The organism is Anatilimnocola aggregata (assembly GCF_007747655.1).
Lineage (GTDB): Bacteria > Planctomycetota > Planctomycetia > Pirellulales > Pirellulaceae > Anatilimnocola > Anatilimnocola aggregata.
Genome location: NZ_CP036274.1, coordinates 2,153,637 through 2,175,575, shown reverse-complemented (window position 1 = coordinate 2,175,575; position 21,939 = coordinate 2,153,637). Strand labels below are relative to the sequence as shown.

At 57.9% G+C, this 21,939-nt stretch carries 9 protein-coding genes; 3 read left to right on the top strand and 6 right to left on the bottom strand.

The annotated features are described in order from the left end of the window. Positions 1–520: 520 nt before the first annotated feature. The gene (locus ETAA8_RS08315; RefSeq protein ID WP_145087397.1) at positions 521–11,551 is read right to left on the bottom strand and encodes a beta strand repeat-containing protein; all 11,031 of its coding nucleotides are present in this window, start codon (positions 11,549–11,551) and stop codon (positions 521–523) included. 379 nt (positions 11,552–11,930) lie between these two features. Here ETAA8_RS08315 and istA point away from each other — a divergent pair, with 379 nt between their 5' ends. Continuing rightward, positions 11,931–13,445, top strand: a complete 1,515-nt coding sequence (gene istA / locus ETAA8_RS08310) for an IS21 family transposase (protein WP_145086469.1) — start codon at positions 11,931–11,933, stop codon at positions 13,443–13,445. Then, positions 13,442–14,263, top strand: coding sequence for an IS21-like element helper ATPase IstB (istB, locus tag ETAA8_RS08305; RefSeq protein WP_145086466.1), 822 nt, complete (start codon positions 13,442–13,444; stop codon positions 14,261–14,263). The genes istA and istB overlap by 4 nt, the downstream gene beginning before the upstream one ends. Positions 14,264–14,906: 643 nt before the next feature. Here istB and ETAA8_RS08295 read toward each other — a convergent pair. After that, the gene (locus ETAA8_RS08295; RefSeq protein WP_145087393.1) at positions 14,907–15,845 is read right to left on the bottom strand and encodes a hypothetical protein; all 939 of its coding nucleotides are present in this window, start codon (positions 15,843–15,845) and stop codon (positions 14,907–14,909) included. A gap of 281 nt (positions 15,846–16,126) precedes the next feature. On the opposite strand from ETAA8_RS08295, the gene ETAA8_RS08290 reads away from it, so the two are divergent. Then, positions 16,127–16,564, top strand: a complete 438-nt coding sequence (locus ETAA8_RS08290) for a hypothetical protein (protein WP_145087391.1) — start codon at positions 16,127–16,129, stop codon at positions 16,562–16,564. A 14-nt stretch (positions 16,565–16,578) separates the two neighbouring features. Here ETAA8_RS08290 and ETAA8_RS08285 read toward each other — a convergent pair whose 3' ends face one another. The 4 genes from ETAA8_RS08285 to ETAA8_RS08270 all read right to left on the bottom strand — a co-directional run bounded on the left by ETAA8_RS08285 (position 16,579) and on the right by ETAA8_RS08270 (position 21,737). After that, positions 16,579–18,546: a heavy metal translocating P-type ATPase gene (locus tag ETAA8_RS08285; RefSeq protein WP_145087390.1), complete on the bottom strand. Its 1,968-nt coding sequence runs from the start codon at positions 18,544–18,546 to the stop codon at positions 16,579–16,581. A 45-nt stretch (positions 18,547–18,591) separates the two neighbouring features. Further along, complete coding sequence (locus tag ETAA8_RS08280; RefSeq protein WP_202921677.1) at positions 18,592–19,992, bottom strand: PP2C family protein-serine/threonine phosphatase; 1,401 nt, start codon at positions 19,990–19,992, stop codon at positions 18,592–18,594. A gap of 175 nt (positions 19,993–20,167) precedes the next feature. Next, on the bottom strand, positions 20,168–20,836 hold the full coding sequence (locus ETAA8_RS08275; RefSeq protein WP_145087386.1) for a response regulator: 669 nt from the start codon (positions 20,834–20,836) through the stop codon (positions 20,168–20,170). Next, positions 20,829–21,737 (bottom strand): sensor histidine kinase, encoded by a 909-nt coding sequence (locus tag ETAA8_RS08270; protein ID WP_145087384.1) that lies wholly within the window; start codon positions 21,735–21,737, stop codon positions 20,829–20,831. Before ETAA8_RS08270 ends, ETAA8_RS08275 begins: the two co-directional genes overlap by 8 nt. Between the last annotated feature and the right edge of the window lie 202 nt (positions 21,738–21,939).

Sequence of the window (21,939 nt, the reverse complement as noted above, 5' to 3'; positions counted from 1 at the left end):
GATTCTTACACAAGATCTTTCACAAGGTTTTGGTTAGGAATCGCGAGCGGCGTAAACCACGCGCACCATGGCAAAGGACTGCCGATCACCGTTGGCCATGTGCAAGTTCGCAGTCCCACAAGACAATTTGTCCGACATCACCGAGCGACGGGCTATCAAAGGGGTCCGGCCCACCATTCACTAGGGAGTGCCAATATTGGCAAGCCTGTAATCGTGGTTTCCCGATCGCATTTTCACTAGCCGCAGCTCGTAATCGACGGCGAGCTCTCAGAAAGAGCTCGCCCACCAAGTTACATGAAGGCCGAGCGCCAGATGATACTGCGGTTTAGGTTGATCCAACGGATCAACCTTAGGCGAAATCAAATATTTAGCATGAAAGCTGCCTGAAAGCCCTTCTCGGTAGCCAATTACAAATCGCTTTGGCACAAATCGGCCTGCGCTCATCTTGAAAACAGCGCAATCGCGGCTGCCGAGACAGATGTTGGCTCTTACTCAGGCTTCGGTCTCGCGTTTGGCTTCTTTACGGATTGATCAGTCGGACGTCTGGTCCTGTGGCGGGGTTGTTGAAGTCGTTGGGGCCGGGGGCGGTGAGGGATTCGTCGGCCATGTCGGCGGCGTCCCAGCTGAAGAGGTCGCTGCCGTTGCCGCCCCAAGCGTCGTCGTCCGAGTTGTCGGTCAGGATGGGGAGCAGGGCAAGCACTTCGGGCGGTGGTGCAGCGGCGTTGGAGTTCCCCTGCCAGGCCGTCAGGAGTGCGAGCAGGGCTGCGTCGTTATCCATTGGGTCGCTGTAGGTGTTCGCCGCATAGGTCATCGTGTTGGGAGCTGAAGTCCAGGTGCTGTTCTCTTCACCACCCAGCCCACCGGTGATCAGCAGGTCGTTGCCATCCCCACCCGAGAGCGTGTCGCTCCCCGTGCCACCGATTAGCACGTTGTTCCCCGAGTGACCCAGCAGCCAATCGTTACCGTCGCCGCCCGACAGCAGGTCGTTGCCGCTGTTGCCTTGCAGCGTATCGTTGCCGCTGTAGCCATACACCCGGTCGTCTCCGGCCCCAGCATCGACGCTGTCGTTGCCCGCCCCGGCATGGATGTAGTCGTTGCCCCCACCGGAGTTCACCACGTCGTGGCCACCACCGGCATAGATCACGTCGGCTCCGTTGCCCGAACTGATCGTGTCGTTACCGTCGTTCGGGCCCTGGAAGTCTTGCGGGGTCGGGTCGCTCGGATTCGTCGGCGCGTTATCCCCCCAGATCACGTTCTGGCCTTCGCCACCTGTGATCTGGTCGTTCCCGTCGCCACCCACCAGCCAGTCGTTGTTCGAGCCCCCCGCCAGCGAATCGTTGCCTGCTTCGCCGTAGAACACAGCCGGAATCGAGGCCGTGGTCTGCGACATCGTGTCGACACCATTGCCGCCGTACAGCACGGCCTTGCCCGGCACGTTGTAGTTCATGATCGCGCCGCCGATGCGCACCCGCACCTGATGCGGCAGCGCGGCCGTGGCATTGGCCGAGATCTGCATCAGGTCGTTCCCCGTGGTCCCGCGACCGAACACGTCGCCGATCTGCACGCCTGTCAACTTGCCGTTGTCGACCAGGTTGAGGTCTTCGATGCTGACCCAACTGAAGGGGGCCGTGTTGGCGCTGAGGACGTTCCCCGACGAACCGGCTCCCACGATCATCGCCGTGTTCTTCGGCACGTCCGTGACATCCAGGTTCAGCACATCGCCGACCAAGGAATCACCGGCCTGATTGAGCGCCGGTACCGGATCGCCACCGTCGATGAAGATGGTGCTTCCCCCCGCAGTCGCGGCCGTGGTCGGACGAATCAGCCGCGTCGTGGCGGGGACGGCTAGGCCCACGTGCATGGCTCCCGTGTTCCCGATGACCGGGGCCGGAGTTTCGCCGAAGATATCTTCACCATCGTTGCCGTACAGACTGATCGTTCCTACGCCGCTGGCTACGCGGGTGAACGGTAGGCCCGTCGTCGGGTCGATACCACCCCACTGATTCGATGTGAAGAGGAGGAACTGATCGGCACCGCCAGAGCCACGCAGGGCCACCGTGTTCAGGTCGTGCGGCACGCTGGTCGGGGTGAACCGGCCGTCGATCGTGTCCCCACCTTGCGTTCCCGTGTAATCGAAGCTGTCGATGTTGCGGAACGTGACTCCGCTGGCGTTGATTCCCGTCACCGTATAATCCGCATTCATCCCGCCGGCTGCAGCAATCAGCACGTTCGGGTCGGCCGTCATGTCGCCACTGTCGATGATGAACAACTGATCGTTGTTGTTCGCTAGGTTGGCGTCTTCTCCGTCGACCACCACCGGGCCGGCGATGTTGTCGACCGTGTCGTTGGAGTCCAGACCATCGCTGCCGGAGACGTTGGTGTAGTCGGTGGGGAGACCATTATCGACGACGATCGTCGTTTCGCCGTGCAGGCGGAAGGTGTCGCTCCCCAGGCCGCCCGTCAGCGTGGCCGTGACGCCGCTGGGGAGGCTTCGCAGTTGGATGGTATCGGCGGCCCCGCTGTCGGCACCCGGCCCCGCACCAGTCCCCAGCGCGCTACCGGCGTCGAGAGCCAGCGTGGTCAGGCCCAGGGGGTCGAGGCTGATGAGGTCCAGCGTTTCGCCCACGGACGCGCCGGTGTAGCCACCACTGCGGATCGTCACGTCGGCGAAGTTCGCGAAGCGAGTCGCGGCCACGCCACCGTTGCCGACCAGTTGCGAAGCGCCAGTGAAGGTGACGTTCGGGTTAACGACCAGCGAGTTGTTGACCGGATTGAGCGCGTCGTACTGCGACGTCGTCACCGGATCGAGGATGTCGACCACGCTGATTGTCGTCGTGGCCGACGTGCTGCTGGCATCGATCAGCAGCTTGCTGCCGACGGCCGTCTGCTCGCGCAGATGCACGCTATTGACGTTGGCGAACGAGGCCGCGAAGCCCCGCAGCGTACCGCCCGCTGCCTGCACGCTCAGGTCTCCCTGGTTCGCGCCGAAACCGGCCTGGCTGTCAGACAGGTAGGCCACGTCGCGGGCAGTGGTCACATCCAGCACGATCGAGTTCGTGCCGCCGCGGCCATCGAAGTACACGCCCGCCCGATTGTTGCTGAGACTGACCGGCGTGCGGGCGTTGGCGGCGAAGGCTCCGCTGACCGCCTTGCGCGTGGCATCCATCGAGGAGATGCCGGTGGGTGTGACACCCGGTAGCGTGTTCACGCCGTCCAAACCGAAGTCGACGAGACCACCTTCGCTGGGGAGTTCGCCCGTGCCCGCCAGAGCGTGAATGCGAACGGCGTCGTTCCCCGCGTTCCCCGCGAAGGTCAGGCTGTTCACCGTGGCGTCGTCGCCGTTGTAGACGCTCGCCCCGTTCAGCGTCACTTTCAAATTCGAATCGCTGGTGAGTTGGACGTCGAATACGCCATCGGAGACTAGCGGGTAGTTGAGCAGGTCAAAGATGTGGTTCACCAGCGGCGAGCCCAAGCCGGTGGTCTGCCGAGTCTCGATCTCCCGATAGGTGATGTCAAGCTGCGAATTGGGTGGATTGGGAAACGAGATGGTCGTGTTCGGGTCGCCATGCGATTCGTTGACCGGACCCGACACGCCCGTCAGATCGACGAACAGCGTATCGCCGGGCAGAGTCGGTTCGGTCGGATCGTCGCCGTCGATGGTGAACGGCGTGGTCGTACTGGCCCGCACCTTGAAGGTGTCGCTGCCGTCGGGATTGTTCGTCCCGTCGTTGCCGTTGAGAATCGTGCTCGCAGCGCTGATCGTGGCCGCAAAGAACTGGTCCCCCAGCAGGATCGTATCGTTGCCATTCCCACCATTGATCGTGATCGTATTGCCGAGTGCCGTCAACACCGCTGTCGCCGTGGTCGCCGCGTTGTATTGATCCGTGCCGGCTCCCAAGCTGATCGTGATGTCGCCCATGCCGCCAGCTACCAGGCTGCCGGTCTGGGTGAAGGTATCGCCACCCGCACCACTGGAAATCGTGATATTACCGTCAGTCGTCTGGATCGTACCCGCCAGCGTGCTGGCCGATCCGGCTCCCGCTCCCAACCCGCCGATGTTATCGACATTGAGCGCCACGCCCGAGAAACCACTAATGAACGAGCCACCATTCAACGTGAGGCCATCACCCGCATTCAACGTCACACTTGCCGTAGTGGATTCCAGCGAAGCCATGGCTGGAATGGTGATGTTCTCATTCGCAGCCAGCGTATCGAGGCTGGTGAGGACAATCGTGCCGGTTGCACTGCTCGCGCCGAGCAGTTCGAGCTCTGAGTTCTCTTCGATCGTCACGCCGCCGGCCGTGGCCGTGAATGTGAGCGAACCGAAGTTCACCGTATCGAGTGCCCCGACATTCCCGAGCGCGATACTCGTGGCATTCAACGTGGCGTTGTTCGTCACCACCAGGCTGGCCGTCGCATCATTCGTAATTCCCGCCGTCGATGTCAGCACCAGGCTCAACGCCGTGCTGGTTCCCGTCAACTCCGTCGCACTATCCTCCGAAATAATCACCGCCCCCAAGCTCGTGAACGTCAGCGAACCGAAGTTCACCGTATTTCCCACCGCGTCGCCAAGAGTGATTTCGGTGGCATCGAACGAGGCGTTATTCGTCACCGTCAAGTTGGCAGCAACATCATCAGTGATTCCCGCAGTCGAGTTTAGGACCAGACTTTCGGCCGTGCTTGTACCCAGGAGTAGTGTGCTGCTGTCTTCCGAGATATTTACCGCACCGCCACTTGTGAACGTCAGCGAACCAAAGTGGACAGTATCGGAGCCGAGTTCACCCAGCGTGATTGCAGTCGCATTGAACGAGGCATTGTTCGTCACGGTCACACTGGCAGCAGCATCGTCGGTAATGCCAGCGGTCGAGTTGAGGACCAGGTTTGCAGCGGTACTCGTACCCAGGAGCAGCGTGCTGCTGTCTTCCGAGATATTCACCGCACCGCCACTCGTGAATGTGAGCGAACCAAAATTCATCAAGTCGGAGCCGAGTTCACCCAGCGTGATTGCTGTCGCATCGAACGAGGCATTGTTCGTCACGGTCACACTGGCGGCAGCATCGTCGGTAATACCAGCGGTCGAGTTGAGGACCAGGCTATCGGCCGTGCTTGCTCCCAGGAGCAGCGTGCTGCTGTCTTCCGAGATATTCACTGCACCAGCACTGTTAAATGTCAGCGAGCCAAAGTTCACGGCATCCGTACCCTGTTCGCCCAGCGTGATGGTCGTACCCGTGAGCGAAGCATTGTTCGTCACTGCGATGCTGGCATTCGTGCTATCGGTGATTGCTGCGGCCGATTGAAGAGCCAAGCTGCCGACCGCCACCGTATTCAGTTCTACGCCGCCAGCCGTATCGCTGAGGAATGCGCCACCACCCGCTGTGGTCACGTTCAGTGTTATGGCATCAATTTCCAAGCGATCCGAAGTTGATGTACCAATGGTGCTGGTGGCACCTGTCACGGTGAGAGTGACGGTTGAACCAATAACGTCTGTGGCTGCATCGTTCGACGCATCAGTAATGTTGCGGACAGTACCCGCATTGGTGAGCAGATCCACGTTGCCTGTACCGGCGTCGATCAAGCCGACAGGCAAGCCGCCGTCGGTATCAACAATGAAGATACTGCCCCCATCGGTTGCCGCATCGACACGAACCACACCGTTGAGCTCTAGCCGATTCGCGGCGTTAAGCCCAATCGTGCTAGCCGCTCCCGTGACACGTAAAACGATGATATCGCCACCAATATCGCGCGAGCCACCAACAACGCTGGTCAAGCTGCCATTCGTCACCAACAGATCGAAGGTGGTATTGGTCGACGAGGTTACGGTCGAATTGTTGAGTTGCAAACCACCGGCGGTGTCTTCCAAATAGACATCGTTTCCGGAGTTGCTGACGGAATAGGTTACCTGCAGTTGCGTACCATTAATCTCTACGCGGTTCGCTGGAGCGCCAATTGCACCTCCACTGGGCATTACCAACGTAATGACGTTCGCGACGATGTCGTTCCCGTCAGCGGCCGTATCGGTAATGCTGCCAGCTGCCAATGTGAGAGAGACATTTCCTGTACCCGCTGCGATGTTCAGATCCGTAAGTCCGCTGGCCTCTCGCAGCGTGATATTGGTGTTCGTGCTGCTGGCCGTGATTTGGGCGACGTCGATATCGAGGTCAATCCCGTTGGGTGCGGAAGCCGTCAGCGAGCCGCTCGTAGCAGTAAAGTTGGGGTTGCCCGTACCACTGCCATTGCCATCGGTGATGCTGGCGTCAGATGTCAACGAAATCGCACTCGAAGCCCCCGCCGTAAAATTGGCATTCGAAGCAATCGTGCCGCCGGTAATCGAGAGATTTCCGGCAACTTGGCTGGTGGACGCGATCGTCACCGTTTGGCCAACCGACGCTGCGTCATCAGCGTCGATCGTCAGGTTGTTGACGAACGCGCCGCCCGTGTTGCCAAACGCGGCCAGCGTGATCGCACCGTTCGCGCCAACCGCGGAATCGCTGAGCAGCGAGAGGTTACGTGCGGGCGCATCCGCGCGAATCAACGCAGTGCCCGTGAAGTTGATCGCACCGGCAGCGCTGTTGTTGCCCGATTCGGTATCGATGATGACATTTGTGCCGTCCACTACAAAGGCAGTGGCAGCCGCGACCGAGACCGCAGCGCCATCGGTACTCAGATCTGAGTTTGTGCTGATCGTGCTGCCGCTCAGCGTGATCGTGCCAGTAGCTCCTTCGTTGACTGTGCTGATGGCGGCGTTGATGTCGATCGTCTCCGCAGTCAGCGAAACGGCACCGGTGGATGTACCCGGACCAGGCCCATCTCCGAGCGCAAGAGCAGCATTGACGATGATGCTGTCGGTTCCGCCTTGGCCATTGATGGTGACACCAGCGACAAAGCCGCCGTCCGCGGGTGCATTGACCGAAGTAATCGTGATCGTGTCGTTGTCAACGTTATCGCCGTTGATGATGAGTTCGACCGTCGGCGTGACGAACGACATCGACTCGAAACCAGAATTGAACGAGACTAGCATCTCGTTGGTAGCTGCCACATCGGTGATCTCGACCGTATGGGGTCCAGCCACAAGGTTCGATGGATCGAGATTGATCTCCACCGTGGCCGCGACCGCGTCGACCATCACCGGTTCCAATCCAGTGAAGATCACCGTGCCGGTTCCCGCCATGCTGCTCAGCGTAATCTCGCCAGACCCAACATCCGTCGCATCATATTGCAGCTTGTCGAACGTGCCGCCAGTAATTTCCAGAACGTCACCAGGAGAACCCGTCTGTGTGCCGCCGTTGAAGTTGATTACTTCATCGAACACGCCACCGCTGTAGTCAACTGTCAAAGTGTCATTATCACCCAGGCCGTTGATTGTGAGGGTGTCGATGTCTGACACGGGAGTGGACAACACCACAACCATGCCCAAGCTGACTTCCAGGTTCGCGCCGACTTGCTTAACGACAAACGTGTCTGCTGCTGCAGTGCCATCCACCACGGGATCGGTGTCGAAGGTCACGACCACACTGGTCGGGGTGTAAGAAATAGTCAGTGGGCGGTTGTTCAGGATAAATTTTTGCCCGTCAGCGTAGCCATCAAAGTTGCCCGTGATTCCGCCAGTTGCGGTGAGGATGGTGAACGAATCACCAGCTTCTGCAGCGTAGGTGCCAGTAAGGATGAGGTCCACGCCGGTTAAGTTGACCGCGCCGGTCGATGTCACTTGGTCATAGAAGCCAGCACCGTCGCCGGGGGCGTTGCCGTTCAGTTGTGCCGCAAAAGTCGAAGTACCGGCCAGCGTCAAGGTATTCGAGATTGTCAGAGTACCGGTCTCATCGGCACCTGTTGCACCGGCATCGATGGCACCCGTACCGACAACAGAAACCGTACCGGTAATAGTTCCCGTACCGCCAAGTGTGCCGCCAGAGTTCACGGTCACGGCACCTGGCAACGCCGTGAGCGCGTTTGTTGCATTCACGACCAACTTTCCGCCGTTGATAACCGTGGCACCGGTGTAGCCAATGGTGCCATCCAGGATCAACTGACCGGTCGTTGTTTTGGTGAGGCCAGCGGTACCGTTGATCGTGCCGACATTCTTGAGCGTGCCACTGGCGAAGGTTAGAGGAATGATCGGCGAGGCAACGCTGCCGATATTAAAGCCCCCCATGTCGAGTGTGCCACCGTCGAGCGTGATTGACTCACTGGTAGTCCCCGTCACTGTGATATCGCCACCGACGGAAAGCGTTCCACCGGTGATGCTCAATGCACCGGTTGCCGTTCCGGCGGTTGGGCGATTTGCCAGCGAAATTCCGCCCGACACAGTCGTATTGCCCCCAGTAATATTCACTGTGCCATTGGTAACCGATGATCCCGAGGCAGCGAGTTGGGCGGCAATCGCGAATGCGCCAGTGATTGTGGTAGTTGAGGTACCTCCAATGTTTAAAGTCCCTGAACTGGTGCTAGCGGTGGAGTTTCGCCGGCCCACATTTAATGTTCCGACCGTCAGCGTTCCAGTGTCGTAAGAAAAACTGGCAGTCGAATTGGCACCACTAGTACCTGTCCGTCCACCAATATTCAAACTAGCAAGGTTAATATCAACAGAGTGGCCGTTCAAATTAACCGTCGAGCTAAAGCTAAAACCAGTTGTTGCTCCACCGTAGCCCACATTCATAATTGCGGCATTTGTCGCATTCGCCTTGTTACGAATCGTCAGCGTGCCAGAACTGGTGAGGAAGTCGAGCGTGCCATTCGCGCGATTGCCTGATGCCCCGATGTTGATTGTGTTCGCTCGAATCGTATTGGCTGTGCTGCCAAGCTTAATGACTTGTTTAATCGCGAAAGTCGAATCGCCAGCCGGCGAGTCGGAAGTAAATGTATCGGCGATAATGGTGCTTGTGCGGGCTAGAATGAGGGTCGAACCAGCCGTACCTGTGCCACTTCCGTTGGTTGCATCTCCAACCATAAAGGTTGTTGTTGTGCCTGACAGATTGGCCGTAAATGTGCCTAGATCCGACATGTCAAGCGTAGCAGCGTTGCTGAAGCTGTCTGTGGTGCTGCCCCCAAGTTGAATTCTGCCATTTGTTGCGGAGTTGTTGGCAGTCCAAGTGCCCACACCGGGTGTCGCACCAGAGACGACTAGCTTGCTGCTGGTCGTCGCAGCAGAGTTGAATCCAATCGTGATGTTGCCCGTGGAAGTTAGGATGCTTCCGCTGCCAATCGTGATGGAATTGCTTGACGCAGAGTTGCTCAAAACATTTAACGTCGAAACGGTTTGATTGAAAGTGCTAAGGTCGAGTGAGCCAGTAAAGTCGTAGGTGTTTCCAAAGACGAGGGGCGTTGTCGACGGAAGTGCGGTCGCGGTGCCTTTTTGGAGCGTACCGCCCAGAATTGTGGTGGTTCCAGTGTAGGTGTTGGTGCCCGTGAGACTCAGAACACCAGAGCCGAGCTTCGTAAAGCCAAGAATATTTGCCCCTGGGTTGACGATGTTCTGTGAGTATGTGAAAGGACTGGCAGCGTTCGTCGTATCCATGCCTATGGCAGCGCCAGTCCTGAACCCGCCGGATGCATTGCCAAGCGTCGAGAGAGTTTGGAGCTGTGCTGCGCTGAAATCGGACACACCTCCGACGTTGAAGGCCATCGTCGCGCCGCTTTCGACGACAAGATTGGTCGTGTTCCAGTCGGTGGCGGGATTGGTGTAAAGTGAGGCTGGATTGGCAAACTGCAGAATTCCTGTGACAACTCGCGTAACACCGGTGTAGCTGTTGTCTCCTGAGAGCACCACAATCCCTGCACCTAGCTTTGACACACCAAGAACATTGGCGTTCGCGTTCGTATTAGAAATTGCCGTGGAGTAGGTAAAAAGTCCGTTGGGCGCGTTCGTAGGATCCAAGCCCAGGATAGAGTTGTTCGCAAAGCCACCCGTGGGGGTACCTAAGCCTGCGAGCGTCGTAATGTCTGCAGCTGTGAATTCACCCGTACCGCCGACGTTGAGCGCCAACGTTGCTGCCGAGCTAACCACGATGTTTGTTGGCGTCCAACCACCGGCAACCGTACCATTGTTGTATAGCGAGACTTGCCTGCCGAACCGCAGAGTGCCAGCGCTGACCGTCGTAATTCCGGTGTAACTGTTGGTGCCGCGCAGGACGGTTGTCCCAGCGCCTACTTTGGTAAGTGCAAAGCCGCCTGTAATGTTTCCGGTGATATTGAGCGTTGCGGCACCGCCGATGGAGGTATTGCCAGCGAGCGTGACGGCACCGCCAACGGTGCCAGTACCCGAAGCAGTGATCAGGGCACCATTATTACCGACTCCTGTTCCTTGCACGTTAATTGCTTCGGTTCCGATGGAAGCACGTACATCCAAGGTTGCTCCGTTGGCAATGGTGGTGCTACCGGCCGTTGTTCCCAGAGCTGCGGCGGCATTTGCCACAAGCGTACCTGCGTTAACGTTGGTGGCTCCCGTGTAGGTATTGGCACCGCTTAGAATTGCGGAGCCTGAGCCTACTTTTGTTAAAGCTGTTCCAGCGATGATGCCGCTGACTGTCAATGCGCCGGCCGAATTACTCACATCAATTGTGGCCGCGGTTCCTGCCAGCGTGATTCCACGATTGGCCGTGAATCCCATCGCGCCAGTGCCAGCACCGCGCAATGTTCCGCTGAGCGCGATGTGATTTGCCTGAGCAGTGCTCGGTGCCGCACCCAACTGAGCTTCCGTAATAAAGCTCAGTGTTGAAGTAGCGGCAACCGAGTATCTGGTGTTGGCAATCAGGTTATTGGTGGGAGATGTGTCACCGGCTAAAGCGACCGTACCCGAACCGGCGATGTTAATTACGTTGCCTCCACCTGTAAGTTCGTTGTCAGCGTCACTGAGTGTCAGAACATCGCTCGCACTCGTACCAGTGCCGATTGTTACTGCCGCATTGGCTACGGTAATGATGCCGTTCTCGCGTGCGTTGGCACCAACCCCTCGCAGTGTGCCGCCAGAATTGAGCGCGACTGCGGCATTGTGTGTGACGTTGTTGATCTCAAACACGCCGCTCGTGTTGATTGCCACAGCACCTGCTGCCGTGGCATTGGTGCTGATTGAAAGCGTGCCCGGGCCGATCGTTGCTAATCCGAGGGTATTTGCACCTGAGAGGGATAATGTTCCACCGGTGACAGAAACCGTGCCAATTCCACCAATCAGGTCGTTGGCAATCGAGTTCGTACCGACCGCGTTGCTAAGGCTGGTGCTAAGTGTGATCGCGCTGCCAGTGAGGCTGTAGGCTGCAGCGGTAGTAGTGAATTGGATTTGACCAACCGTGACAGGTGCTCCGACGGTGATTGCTCCGGCCGCAGTTCCAGTAAATTGGGCAATGTCTGCAGCAAGGCTCGGAGTGCCCGCATTAAGATTCCAGTTGAGGGGATCTGTCCAGGACACACCATCCCCGGTTCCATCCCAAACGTAGGTGGCCAATACGCGGCGGTCTTCGAGGACTTCTAAGAAGGAGCGGCGGCGGCGTTGGAGTTCCTTTGCCTGTTGCTGCTTGCCAAGAATACGAGACCACAGCGACCGAAGGTTGCGGTTGAGCATGGGAGAGGTAAGGCTAGTGAGAGAGGTGTGTTTCGCCTAGGCTGAGCCGTTACTCTCAAACTCGGCGTGTGTGTACTGGGTTGGCTGGGCTAAAATGCGCAGAGTATGCCTACGAATCCGACTATAAAGAGGGGCTCTATAAATTGCCAGTGGACAAAGTGACTTTTCTTTAGTTTGCGGCAATTCGGCCTACAGAGAGGGGGTTCGATCATCCCTTTTGGGCTATTGATTGCGTCTGTAAACGACGGTCGAATAGTGCAGCGCGCGGCGGAGCCGATGGTCGGTCGAAAAGTGCAGCGCTAGCCCTGCTCGTGAGAATCCGTAAGGCAGATTTGAGGCTTCCCAGCGTCTCAAGCCTTACGATCCGCGAGCGTAGCCCATGCTGCGAGATATGCATAACTGGACCGAAATCCGTCGTCTTGTCCTGACCGAGAAGAAATCCAAACGAGCGGTTTGCAGGGAATTTTCCCTTCACTGGCAGACCCTCGAAAAGATCCTGCAGCACCCTGAGCCGCCCGGTTATCGACAACGTCTGCCCCGGGAGCGGCCCAAACTCGATCCGTTCCTGCCGATCATCCACGAGATCCTGGAGCAGGACAAAACGGCGCCCCGCAAGCAGCGCCACACCACTAAACGGATCTTCGACCGCCTGCGTGCCGAGCATGGCTACACCGGCGGGATCACGGTGGTCGGCGAGGTCGTGCGGGAGTGGCGAACGACCACGGCGGAGGTGTTCTTACCCTTGTCGCATCAACCGGGCGAAGCCCAGTTCGACTTCGGCGAAGCGGAGGTGGTGCTGCAAGGCATGCCGACGAAAGTCGCGTACTGCGTCATGTCGTTGCCGTACAGCGACGCGTTCTTCGTGCAGGTCTTTCCTCGCGAATGCACCGAGACGTTTCAAGCGGGCCATCAGCGGGCCTTTGAGTTCTTCGGCGGCGTGCCCCGCCGGATCAGCTACGACAACAGCCGGATTGCTGTGGCCCGGTTCGTGGGGAAACGGGGTGACACGCCGACGCGTGAGTTCCTACGGCTGCAGAGTCATTATCTGTTTGAGCATCACTTCTGCCTGGTGCGACGGCCGATGGAGAAGGGGCATACGGAGAACCTCATCGGTTTCGCGCGGCGGAACTTCCTGGTGCCGGTACCACGGACCGGCAGCCTGGAAGTGCTGAATGCCGAACTCGAGCGGCAGTGCTGTGAAGATCTGGAACGCCAGTTACGCGGACAACCGGCGAACAAAGCCACGTTGTTGGCAGAGGAGCAGGCTGCGTTGTTGCCGCTGCCGAAGTCGGGCTTTGAAGCGCGGCGAGTCGAACCGGCCCAGGCCAACTCTCTTTCCTTGGTTCGCTTCGACGGCAACGATTACTCGGTGCCGACGCAGTATGCTCATCAGAAAGTGACCGCAATTGGCGGCCTGGAGGAAGTTCGGCTGGTCGTTAACGACAAGTTGGTTGCCCAGCATCCACGCGACTGGTCGAAGGAGCAGGTCCATTACAACCCGCTGCATTACCTGGCACTCTTGGAGCGGAAGCCAGGGGGCTTGGACTTCGCGAAACCCCTGGAAAACTGGGGCTTGCCGGACTGTTTCGATCTCCTCCGGCGGCGTCTGGAAGCAGATGGCGGCGCACACGGCCGCCGGGAGTTCATCAAAACCTTGCGGCTGCTGGAGACTATCTCGCTGGCTGCATTAACTGCGGCGATTGAGCGGGCACTGGAGATCGACGTTCTGGCCGTCGATGCGATTCGGCTGCTCGTGCAGCAGGGACTGGAAGAGCCGACGCGGTGGTTTCGGCTGGACAATCATCCGCATCTGCAGTCGCACTCGATCCCTCCTCCCAATCTCCTGTCTTACCGTGAACTGACCTGCGCGCTGACGACGGGAGGTGTGTTATGAAATCTCTCGAAACCAAAAGCACGGTGCTGCTCAAGCATCACTTGAAGGCCCTACGGTTGCCGTCGTTCCTGGAGGGCTGCGAGAAAACGGCCCAGCGGTGTGCGACGGAGAACGTCGATCATCTGGGCTTTCTGCTGCAACTGTGTGAGCTGGAGTTACTCAACCGTGAGAAGCGTGCCAGCGAGCGGCGGCTCAAGTCAGCGCGCTTTCCCAACCTGAAATCGCCTGGTGATTTCGACTTCGCCGCCCAGCCCTCGCTCAATCGCGTGCTGGTGGCAGAACTACTGCGGTGCGAGTTCGTGGAACGCCGCGAGTCGGTGATCTTTCTCGGGCATCCGGGCACGGGGAAGACGCACCTGGCCATCGCGCTTGGCATTGCCGCCTGTCAGCGGGGCAAACGGGTCCGCTTCTGCCGCGTGACGGAACTGATCACGCAACTTATGGAAGCCCGAGAAGAACGGACGCTGCTGCGGATGAAGTCGTCACTAGCCAAGTTCGATCTGCTGATCCTCGATGAACTGGGTTACGTCCCCGCCAGTAAGCTGGGCGCGGAGTTGCTCTTCGAGGTCATCAGTAGCGCTTACGAACGCCAATCGTTGATCGTGACCACCAATCTGCCGTTCGAGCAATGGACCGAAGTCCTGGGCAGCGAGCGCCTGACCGGCGCCGTGCTCGATCGGCTGACACACCGCTGCCACATCCTCGAATCGACCGGCGAAAGTTATCGCTTGCAAGACGCGCGGCGCCGCCGCAAAGGATCGCGCCCGAAACCGGCGACCTCATCCTTGTCACCCGCCGATGAAACGGCAGAATCCTAGCCGTCGTTACAACCGTCGCAATCCTTCCTCCTCCGGAGGAGGAAGGATTCTTACTGGAATGCCCCAACACCCTGATTTAGACTGAGACCCTTCCCCACCTCAGCGCCACACTTTTCAACCGCCGCGCGCTGCACTATTCGACCGTCGTTTACAATCGAAACGAGCATATTTACTTCCGATAATGCCCCAAGCCACCCTCATCAGAAGCATCAAGCCAAGCATGATTCCGACAAGCATATGTGCAGAGAACCAAGTACCGTGTTCGCCTGACAATTGGGCGAACGCAAAGCAAGCAACAAGTCCCGAGGTCAGAAACCAGTGAAATAGCCGGGTCGGAAGGTCCCAGACCAAAATGCGGGACATGGACATGATTGAGGCTTTCAAGTAAGAAACGCGAGTAGTAACACTCATTTGCAACGTGCGAATGTCGGACCAGTAAAGCTCATAGCGAAATTGCGCGGTCTCCCGTGTAGTAACGCAGGCGGCAAGGAATGCGGATGAAAAAATCGCTCAGCTGACAATCCTGTCGAAGTTCGCTTTGCGAATGCCAATCGCAGCGACGGGGACTGCATTCGCAACATTGAATGCAGCCCCGCGTCACACAGCAATTTTCTTCGGCAAAGTTTCGAAGATTAGGAAACCACTAGCGACCCGGCTTGGGTACCGTGGCGAAGGTTGCATTTGTGATTGGTGTCACGGTAACCGATCCATCGGTTGCGGTTGAAACAGTTGAAAGAGTAATGACCGAAGTTGCTGTGACTGCCGGCGCAGTCTTATTCAACTTGAGTTTGCCCGTGCCATCGGCACCAATGGTGATCTGGCCGATGGACGACGCAGGACTCTTGCCGTCGAGCGAAATCGACACATCGATCACGGCACCCGGCGTTCCCCCCTTGAGTTGCACACTCAACTCACTGACCACCAACCCATGCTCGGTTTCGCTCTCGAAACAGACTGAACCGGTGAGTTTGCTGGCAGGATCAACTAACTTTGCGGCCAGTTTTGTTTCGGTGTGATCACTCGAATCGTGCCCTGAACCTGATCCCTTGGTGGGAACGGCGAAGATGCCGCTGGCCAGCGTGCTGACAGTTCCCGCCGCATCGGTGCTGTTTAGCGAGATGCTGGAACCCGCCAGAATGTCTGGCGACTTGGCCGTCAACTTCAACTTCCCCGAACCGTCGGCTTTGACGGTGATCGAGCCGAGCACGCTCGCGGTGCCCTTGGCATCCGTCGCCGTCACTTGGATCACCGATCCAGCTGTCGCACCTTTCACTTCGACACTCAGTTCACGAACGGGAACTCCCCTTTTCAGCTCCGATTCGAACTTGGCGGTACCGGTTACCTTGCTCGCGCCGGTGGCGTCAGCCAGGTTGGCAACCAAGTGAGTTTCACTTTTGACGCTTGACGACTTTGCGGCTACCGCCGTCGATTTGGCAGCTGCTGTGCTCACGATCGCTGGATGATGATCAGGGACGCGCGCGGTCGCTGCGCCGTGAATTCCGGAGAGCAGGCTCCGGGTTTCCAGCGACTCCAGTGTCAGCCGCGATTGTTCGATCCAAGACTTACGTTTTCCAATGGTCATCGCAATTCTCCTTCGACGGCAGCGCCGTCAAACGTTCCCGGTCGCGGAGAGGTTCCGTAGAAAAGAAGTGATCCGCCTGCAAGGTCGCGACCGCACCCGAGCACTCGTTCCACCACGCTGAATGGTAGGAAGAGGAGTTATGCTCCGTATGCGAGGGAAAACCCTGATCGCAGGCTGAAGTTTTCAACAAGGCATCCACTTTCGGCTGAGACATGGCCCCAGCTTGGCGGTGATAGCTACAATCGCGGTAGTCACTCCTTCTTTTACCCGGAGACTGTTGCATGCGCCGCGCTAGCGTGATCAGCCTGTCGTTCACATCCTGTTTGCTGATCGGATTCTTGGCCTACCAGTTGAATCAGCGTGAAGCCTATGGTGGCAAGGATGACGAGGATGAGAAAGTTCACGAGTTGATGGAGAAAACGCACGAAGGAAAGAAGTCGCCCTGGAAGAAAGCAATTCAAGCCTCCCAGGCAAATCCCATTGATTGGGCCACCATCAACCAAGCGCTGCCGCGACTAGCAGACATGAGCGAGGCACTTGTAACTACCAAGGATAAAGACGTGCGTGACGCAGCTGATGGTTATGTCGCCGCCGTGCAGGAGCTCGCCATGCAAGCGAACAAACGCGATACCGTTCGCGCCCGAGCCGCGCTGACGACGCTCTCCGACTCGTGCGCCGATTGCCATTACAAGGGTGGCCCAGGTGGCAAGCTGGACTAGTCGCTCTCGCGGGCTCAAGAGAACTTCGGTGTTTTCTCCCACAAAATTCGCAATCCGTTGAATACCACGATCACGGTGCTTCCTTCGTGCCCCAGCACGCCTAGCCACAGGGGCAGATCGAAGAACGTTGAAATTACCAGCACAGCGATCATCGAGAACGCGAAGATCATGTTTTGGCGAACTCGTCTGCGGGCCAGGTGGCTAATCCAAACAGCCAGCGGCAGTGCTCGCAAGTCGTCGCGCATCAACACTACATCGGCCACTTCCAACGCGACGTCTGTCCCAGCACCTCCCATCGCAATTCCCACGCTCGCTGCTGCCAACGCAGGTGCATCGTTGACGCCATCACCCACCATGGCCACCATTCCGCCATATTCGGCGAGCCGGCGCAGTTCAACGACCTTTTGATCGGGCATCAAGCCCGCGCGCACTTCGTCGGCATGCAGCGTGGCTGCAATCGAGCGGGCCACTCGCTCATGATCGCCAGTCAGAATTACGATCTTGCGAATTCCTAAGTGCTTCAGCGCATCCATGGTCGCCGTCGCTTCCGGACGGATCTGATCGGCTACGCCGATGACGCCGCAGAGCGATTCCTGATCGGTCACGATTAGCAAAGCCGTCTGCCCGGCTTCGCGAATGCGCTGCGCTTGTTCGGCGAGCACTGCAGGAATCGCAATACCATGCGTCTCGAACAGTCCCTCTCGGCCCGCTCCAACCCAGATTCCATCAATCCGAGCATGCACACCAAGTCCCGTGTGGCTGTGAAAATCACCCAGCGGCGAATCAGAAAGAGCCACGCCGCGCTTGCGGACTTCAGCGACCACCGGCACTCCTAACGGATGTTCGCTACGTTGCTCAACGGTCGCGGCGAGACAGAGCAGCCGCGCGACATCGACACCCAGCGGAGTCCAAATCTCCGTGACACCTGGTTTGCCGATCGTGACTGTCCCAGTCTTGTCGAAGGCAATCACATCGACCTGCCCCAACGACTCCAGATGCACGCCCCCTTTAAACAGCACGCCGTGCCGACCAGCGCGGGCAATTGCCGAGAGTAAAACCGCGGGCGCACTGACCACCACCGCACAAGGCGAAGCTGCGACGAGCATCACCATTGCATGATAAAACGCGTCGTACCAACTGGCGGTATGTATGAGCTTGGCCCCTACGAACACCAGCGTTGCAACGAGCAGGACACCGACAACGTACGGTTGCTGCCAGGACTCGACAAAGCGTTGCGTCGGCGTCTTTTGTGCCTGCGATTCCTGCACCATCTTGACGATTCGCTCCAGCGTCGTGTCTGCGACCGCCTTCGTCATTCGCACTTGCACACTACCCTGTCCATTGATCGTGCCGGAGAACACCGTCGCGCCAAGCGGTTTGTGGATTGGCTCGCTCTCGCCAGTCAACGTCGCTTCGTCAGCCCAGGTCTCTCCCTCCGTTATCATACCGTCGACGGCAAAGCGTTCGCCGGGTCGGACCCGAATCACATCGCCGATTTGTAGCGATTCGACCGCGACGCGCTCGTCGTCGACAACGCCTGGTCGCACTAGCATGGCCTCGCGTGGTCGCAATTGAATGAGCGACTCGATCGAGCGGGTCGTCCGATACATGGCAAACGCTTCCAGCGTGCCGCTCAGCGAGAACAGGAAGAGCAGTACCACCCCTTCGAGCCAATCGCCGATCGTGGCTGCACCGATCGCGGCGAGAATCATGAGCAGATCGACATTGAGCTCGCGTTTCCGCAACGCAGCCAGTGCATTCGCGGTCGGCCCAAGCCCGCCAGCCAGATAAGCACTCACACAGGCTGCGATTGACCACATCGGCGCGCCAGAAAAATCCAGCGAGTTGAAAACAGCGCCAGCAATTCCGAGCGCTGCACAAATGGCGGTCGCGATGGCACTAAAGACCGGCGGCGAAGCCTTCGCAGCTGTGGGTGAGAGGGAAGAAGTTGGACTGGGGGCAGGTGAATTTGGCAAAGTCATTCTTTCTGTTGGCTATTCGGGGCTGCGCCGAGCTAAGTTCATGACCTACGTTGACTGAATGGGATCTACCAGGATGACGCTGACGTCGTCGATACATTCCTGACCGTTCATATGCTTTTGCAGTTGCTGGTGCAGTCGTCCCAGAGCTTCGTCGGGTCCGGCCGAAATGGACCCTCTCAACGTCTCGCACAACCTTGCTTCACCAAAGGCGTCGCCTTCGGGAAGTGAGGCCTCAATCACTCCATCAGTCAGCAGCAGTAAACGATTCCCATTTTGAAACGCGACACGTTCGGTTTGCCAACCTACATCGATTCCCGCGCCGAGAAGGGGCCCAGTGGATGGCAAGGCAAGACAGTGAATTTGGTCTTGGATGATCCAGGCCGAAATATGCCCGGCGCTGGCATAGTCAATGTATTCAGTTCCGGGAAACAAGCGGACCAGCTGCATGGTCACGAAAGCCTCGGGTATATCGAGACTGTTGATCCGCTTGTCGATAAGCCTCAAGATCTTCGCTGGGTCCGAGATATATTCGACGGCATCGAGCAGCAGCACTTTGACAATGGCCGCAACGAGTGCAGCGGGTACACCATGCCCAGAAGCATCCGCAATTGCAATGATGGAACCACCGTGCTTTAGCGGCAGAATGTCGAAGTAATCGCCACCAATTGCCTCCGTCGGCCGAAACAAGTACGCAACCTTGAAGCCGGCCACTGAGACGGATTTGGGAAGTAAATGTTCCTGAATCAGGCGAGCAGTGTGCATTTGCGTTGCCCGGTTCTTTTCAACATCGGCGAGTTGCTCCCTCATGCCGTTGAATGCTGCGCCTAAGTAATCCAGCTCTCGAATTCCCACGGTCTGGATCTTCGAGCCAAAATCGCCCTTCCCAACAGCGCGGGCGGCAACTGCCAGGCTGTTTAAAGGACCGAGAAAGCCCGCGTTCATCACCAGATTCAAGGTGGCAATTCCCACTAACAGAATCAGTCCAACTCCCCAGGTATGTCGGCGCAGGTCTGACCAAATGCCCGCCTCAACTTCCTGGTAGGTTTCTGCAACGAGGATCTCGAAATCGGAGCCTGAATGACTTCCTACCAGAAACTCTCCGTCGAAAGCTTCTTCCAGCTTCAGTTCACCGCGAGAAACCTTGTTCAAGGACGACGCAACGGAGACCTGGAGGGGTTCCGGAACTCCGATCGTTAGCCACTCCTGAGGAGTGTGAACAGCGATCCAATGCCGGCTGTGCTCAACGTCGTTCATACGAAGATGGGTCGCATTCAGGAATTCTTGTGCGGAATCCCGGCTAATTGCCAAATGCTCGAAGATGCCTGGTTCGATTAGTCTCGCTTGTTCGTCGAGTGCCGTTCGCATTAAACGTAAGCGGTCGGCGAAGTCGCGTTGAAAGTCGATGAATAAAAATAGGCCGAGCAGAATAATCAGAGTTCCATTCAAAACGAGCGTAACACGACCTCGCAGCGTGCGCGGATCCAGAAAGGTTGGAAGTTTAGCTGGTAACATTAAGTGCATTGCGAAACATTGCTATGGTGAATTGTTGGCGAATGGCCATCGAGTGAAGCCAAGGATTTGATCGAGAACTTGTTGAATCAGTAAGCGAGGCAAGGCGGACTCAATCTTGCCCCCCACTACCAGCGAGCAAGCCGGCTTCCATGGCGAGTTGGGTGAGTTCGGCACGGTTGTGAAGACCTAACTTGGTCATCAGGCGAGCGCGATACGATTCCACTGTTTTGACACTCAGATCGAGCCGATCGGCCACTGCTTGATTCGTGTGACCTTGCGCGACCATCGTCAGCACTTCCCGTTCGCGCTCACTGAGGCTGCTGAGCAAGTTTGTCGGTCCGTTCGGCGGAACAAGCATGACTGCAGGCCGATCGGAAGCCGTGGCGAGTTGCACGTGCGTATAGATCTTCCCACGTGCCACGCAGCGGATCGCATCGAGCAACTCTGTATCTGCCGATTGTTTCACCACGTAACCAAACGCACCGGCGGCCATCGCCACGCGAAAATACGCGGCGTCATCGTGCATCGTGAGCACGACTATCCTGGTTGCGGGGCACTCACGCGACAGCGTTTCGATCACTTTTGTGGCGGTCCCACCAGGCATCGTCAGATCGAGAGTCAACACGTCTGGCTTGAGTTCGCGCGATTTGCGCAGCGCTTCTTCGTGACTTCCCGCCTCGCCGACAACCTGCATGTCGGACTGTGAATTGATCAGTAGCTTCAACCCGCTGCGGAGCACAGCATGGTCGTCTGCCACCAACACGCGAATTTTAGCCATGGTTCGCCACCGTCCGTTGCAGAGGAAAACTTGCCTTCACTTGAGTTCCCTGACCAGGGCGAGAAGTAATTGCGGCCTCGCCCCCCAACAAGCTGGCACGCTCGTGAATACTCAGCAGGCCGAAGGGACAATTGTCCTGACCAGAGCGGAGCGCCTTGGATACACTGAAGCCTACCCCGTCATCGCAAATTGCAATGGTCACTTCCGCGGGAGAGCAACTCAATTTGACTTGTACATGATGTGACTTGCCATGTCGCACCGCGTTCGTTGCAGCTTCCTGCACGATTCGATAAACGGCCGTTTGCACATCCGCGGGAAGCTTGATCCCCTCTTGGCAGTCGCGTTCGAACTTAGCAGCGATCTGATGTGCGGCCCCGAGATCAGCCACATAGCGTTCAAGCGCGGGAACCAAGCCCAAGTCATCCAGCACAGCCGGCCGTAAGCCGCGGGCGAGGCGGCGAACTTCATCGTGCATATCGCTGCCAATCCGCCGTAATTCGCGGGCTTGCAGTTGAACGGCTTCTTCCTGTGAAGAGCCTTCGATCGTCCGCAAGCCAATCATCAGACCGGTTAAGGCCTGGCCAAGACTGTCGTGCAAATCTCGCGCGATGCGACCGCGCTCATCCTCTTGCGCCGACAGTGCGAAAGCCAAGAGTCGTTGCCGGGTCGCCGCGAGCTTTTGCAGTGGTTTGACAATCAAGTACCACAGCAACGGCGCGAGCACCCCCGTCAATAAAAATGCATCAACGAGCGCTTCGACAAGCTTAGTTCCGCTGATGGGCAACAGATACGGCAGAACCAACATCACCAACACTTCGATCGAGAAGAGCAAGATCAAGATGATCACGAACAGCCGGAGCGGTCGGATTCGGCCAAGTTCGAGATTTTGTCGCGTGGGCATGGGTTTCGATCAGCAATGCGTCGGATAGCCAGCGGAAGCAATTCAGTGTAACCGCCCTGAGGCTGGTCATATCTCCACCCTATGCCGGGGTCGCCAGAGTGGCTGCCGGGGAAACCCCGGCACGAAAAATTGCACATAGGAACAACCCCGGCATTTTTAAAAAGTGATTCTCAATATTCTTCGGGTGTCGAATGTACTTCCG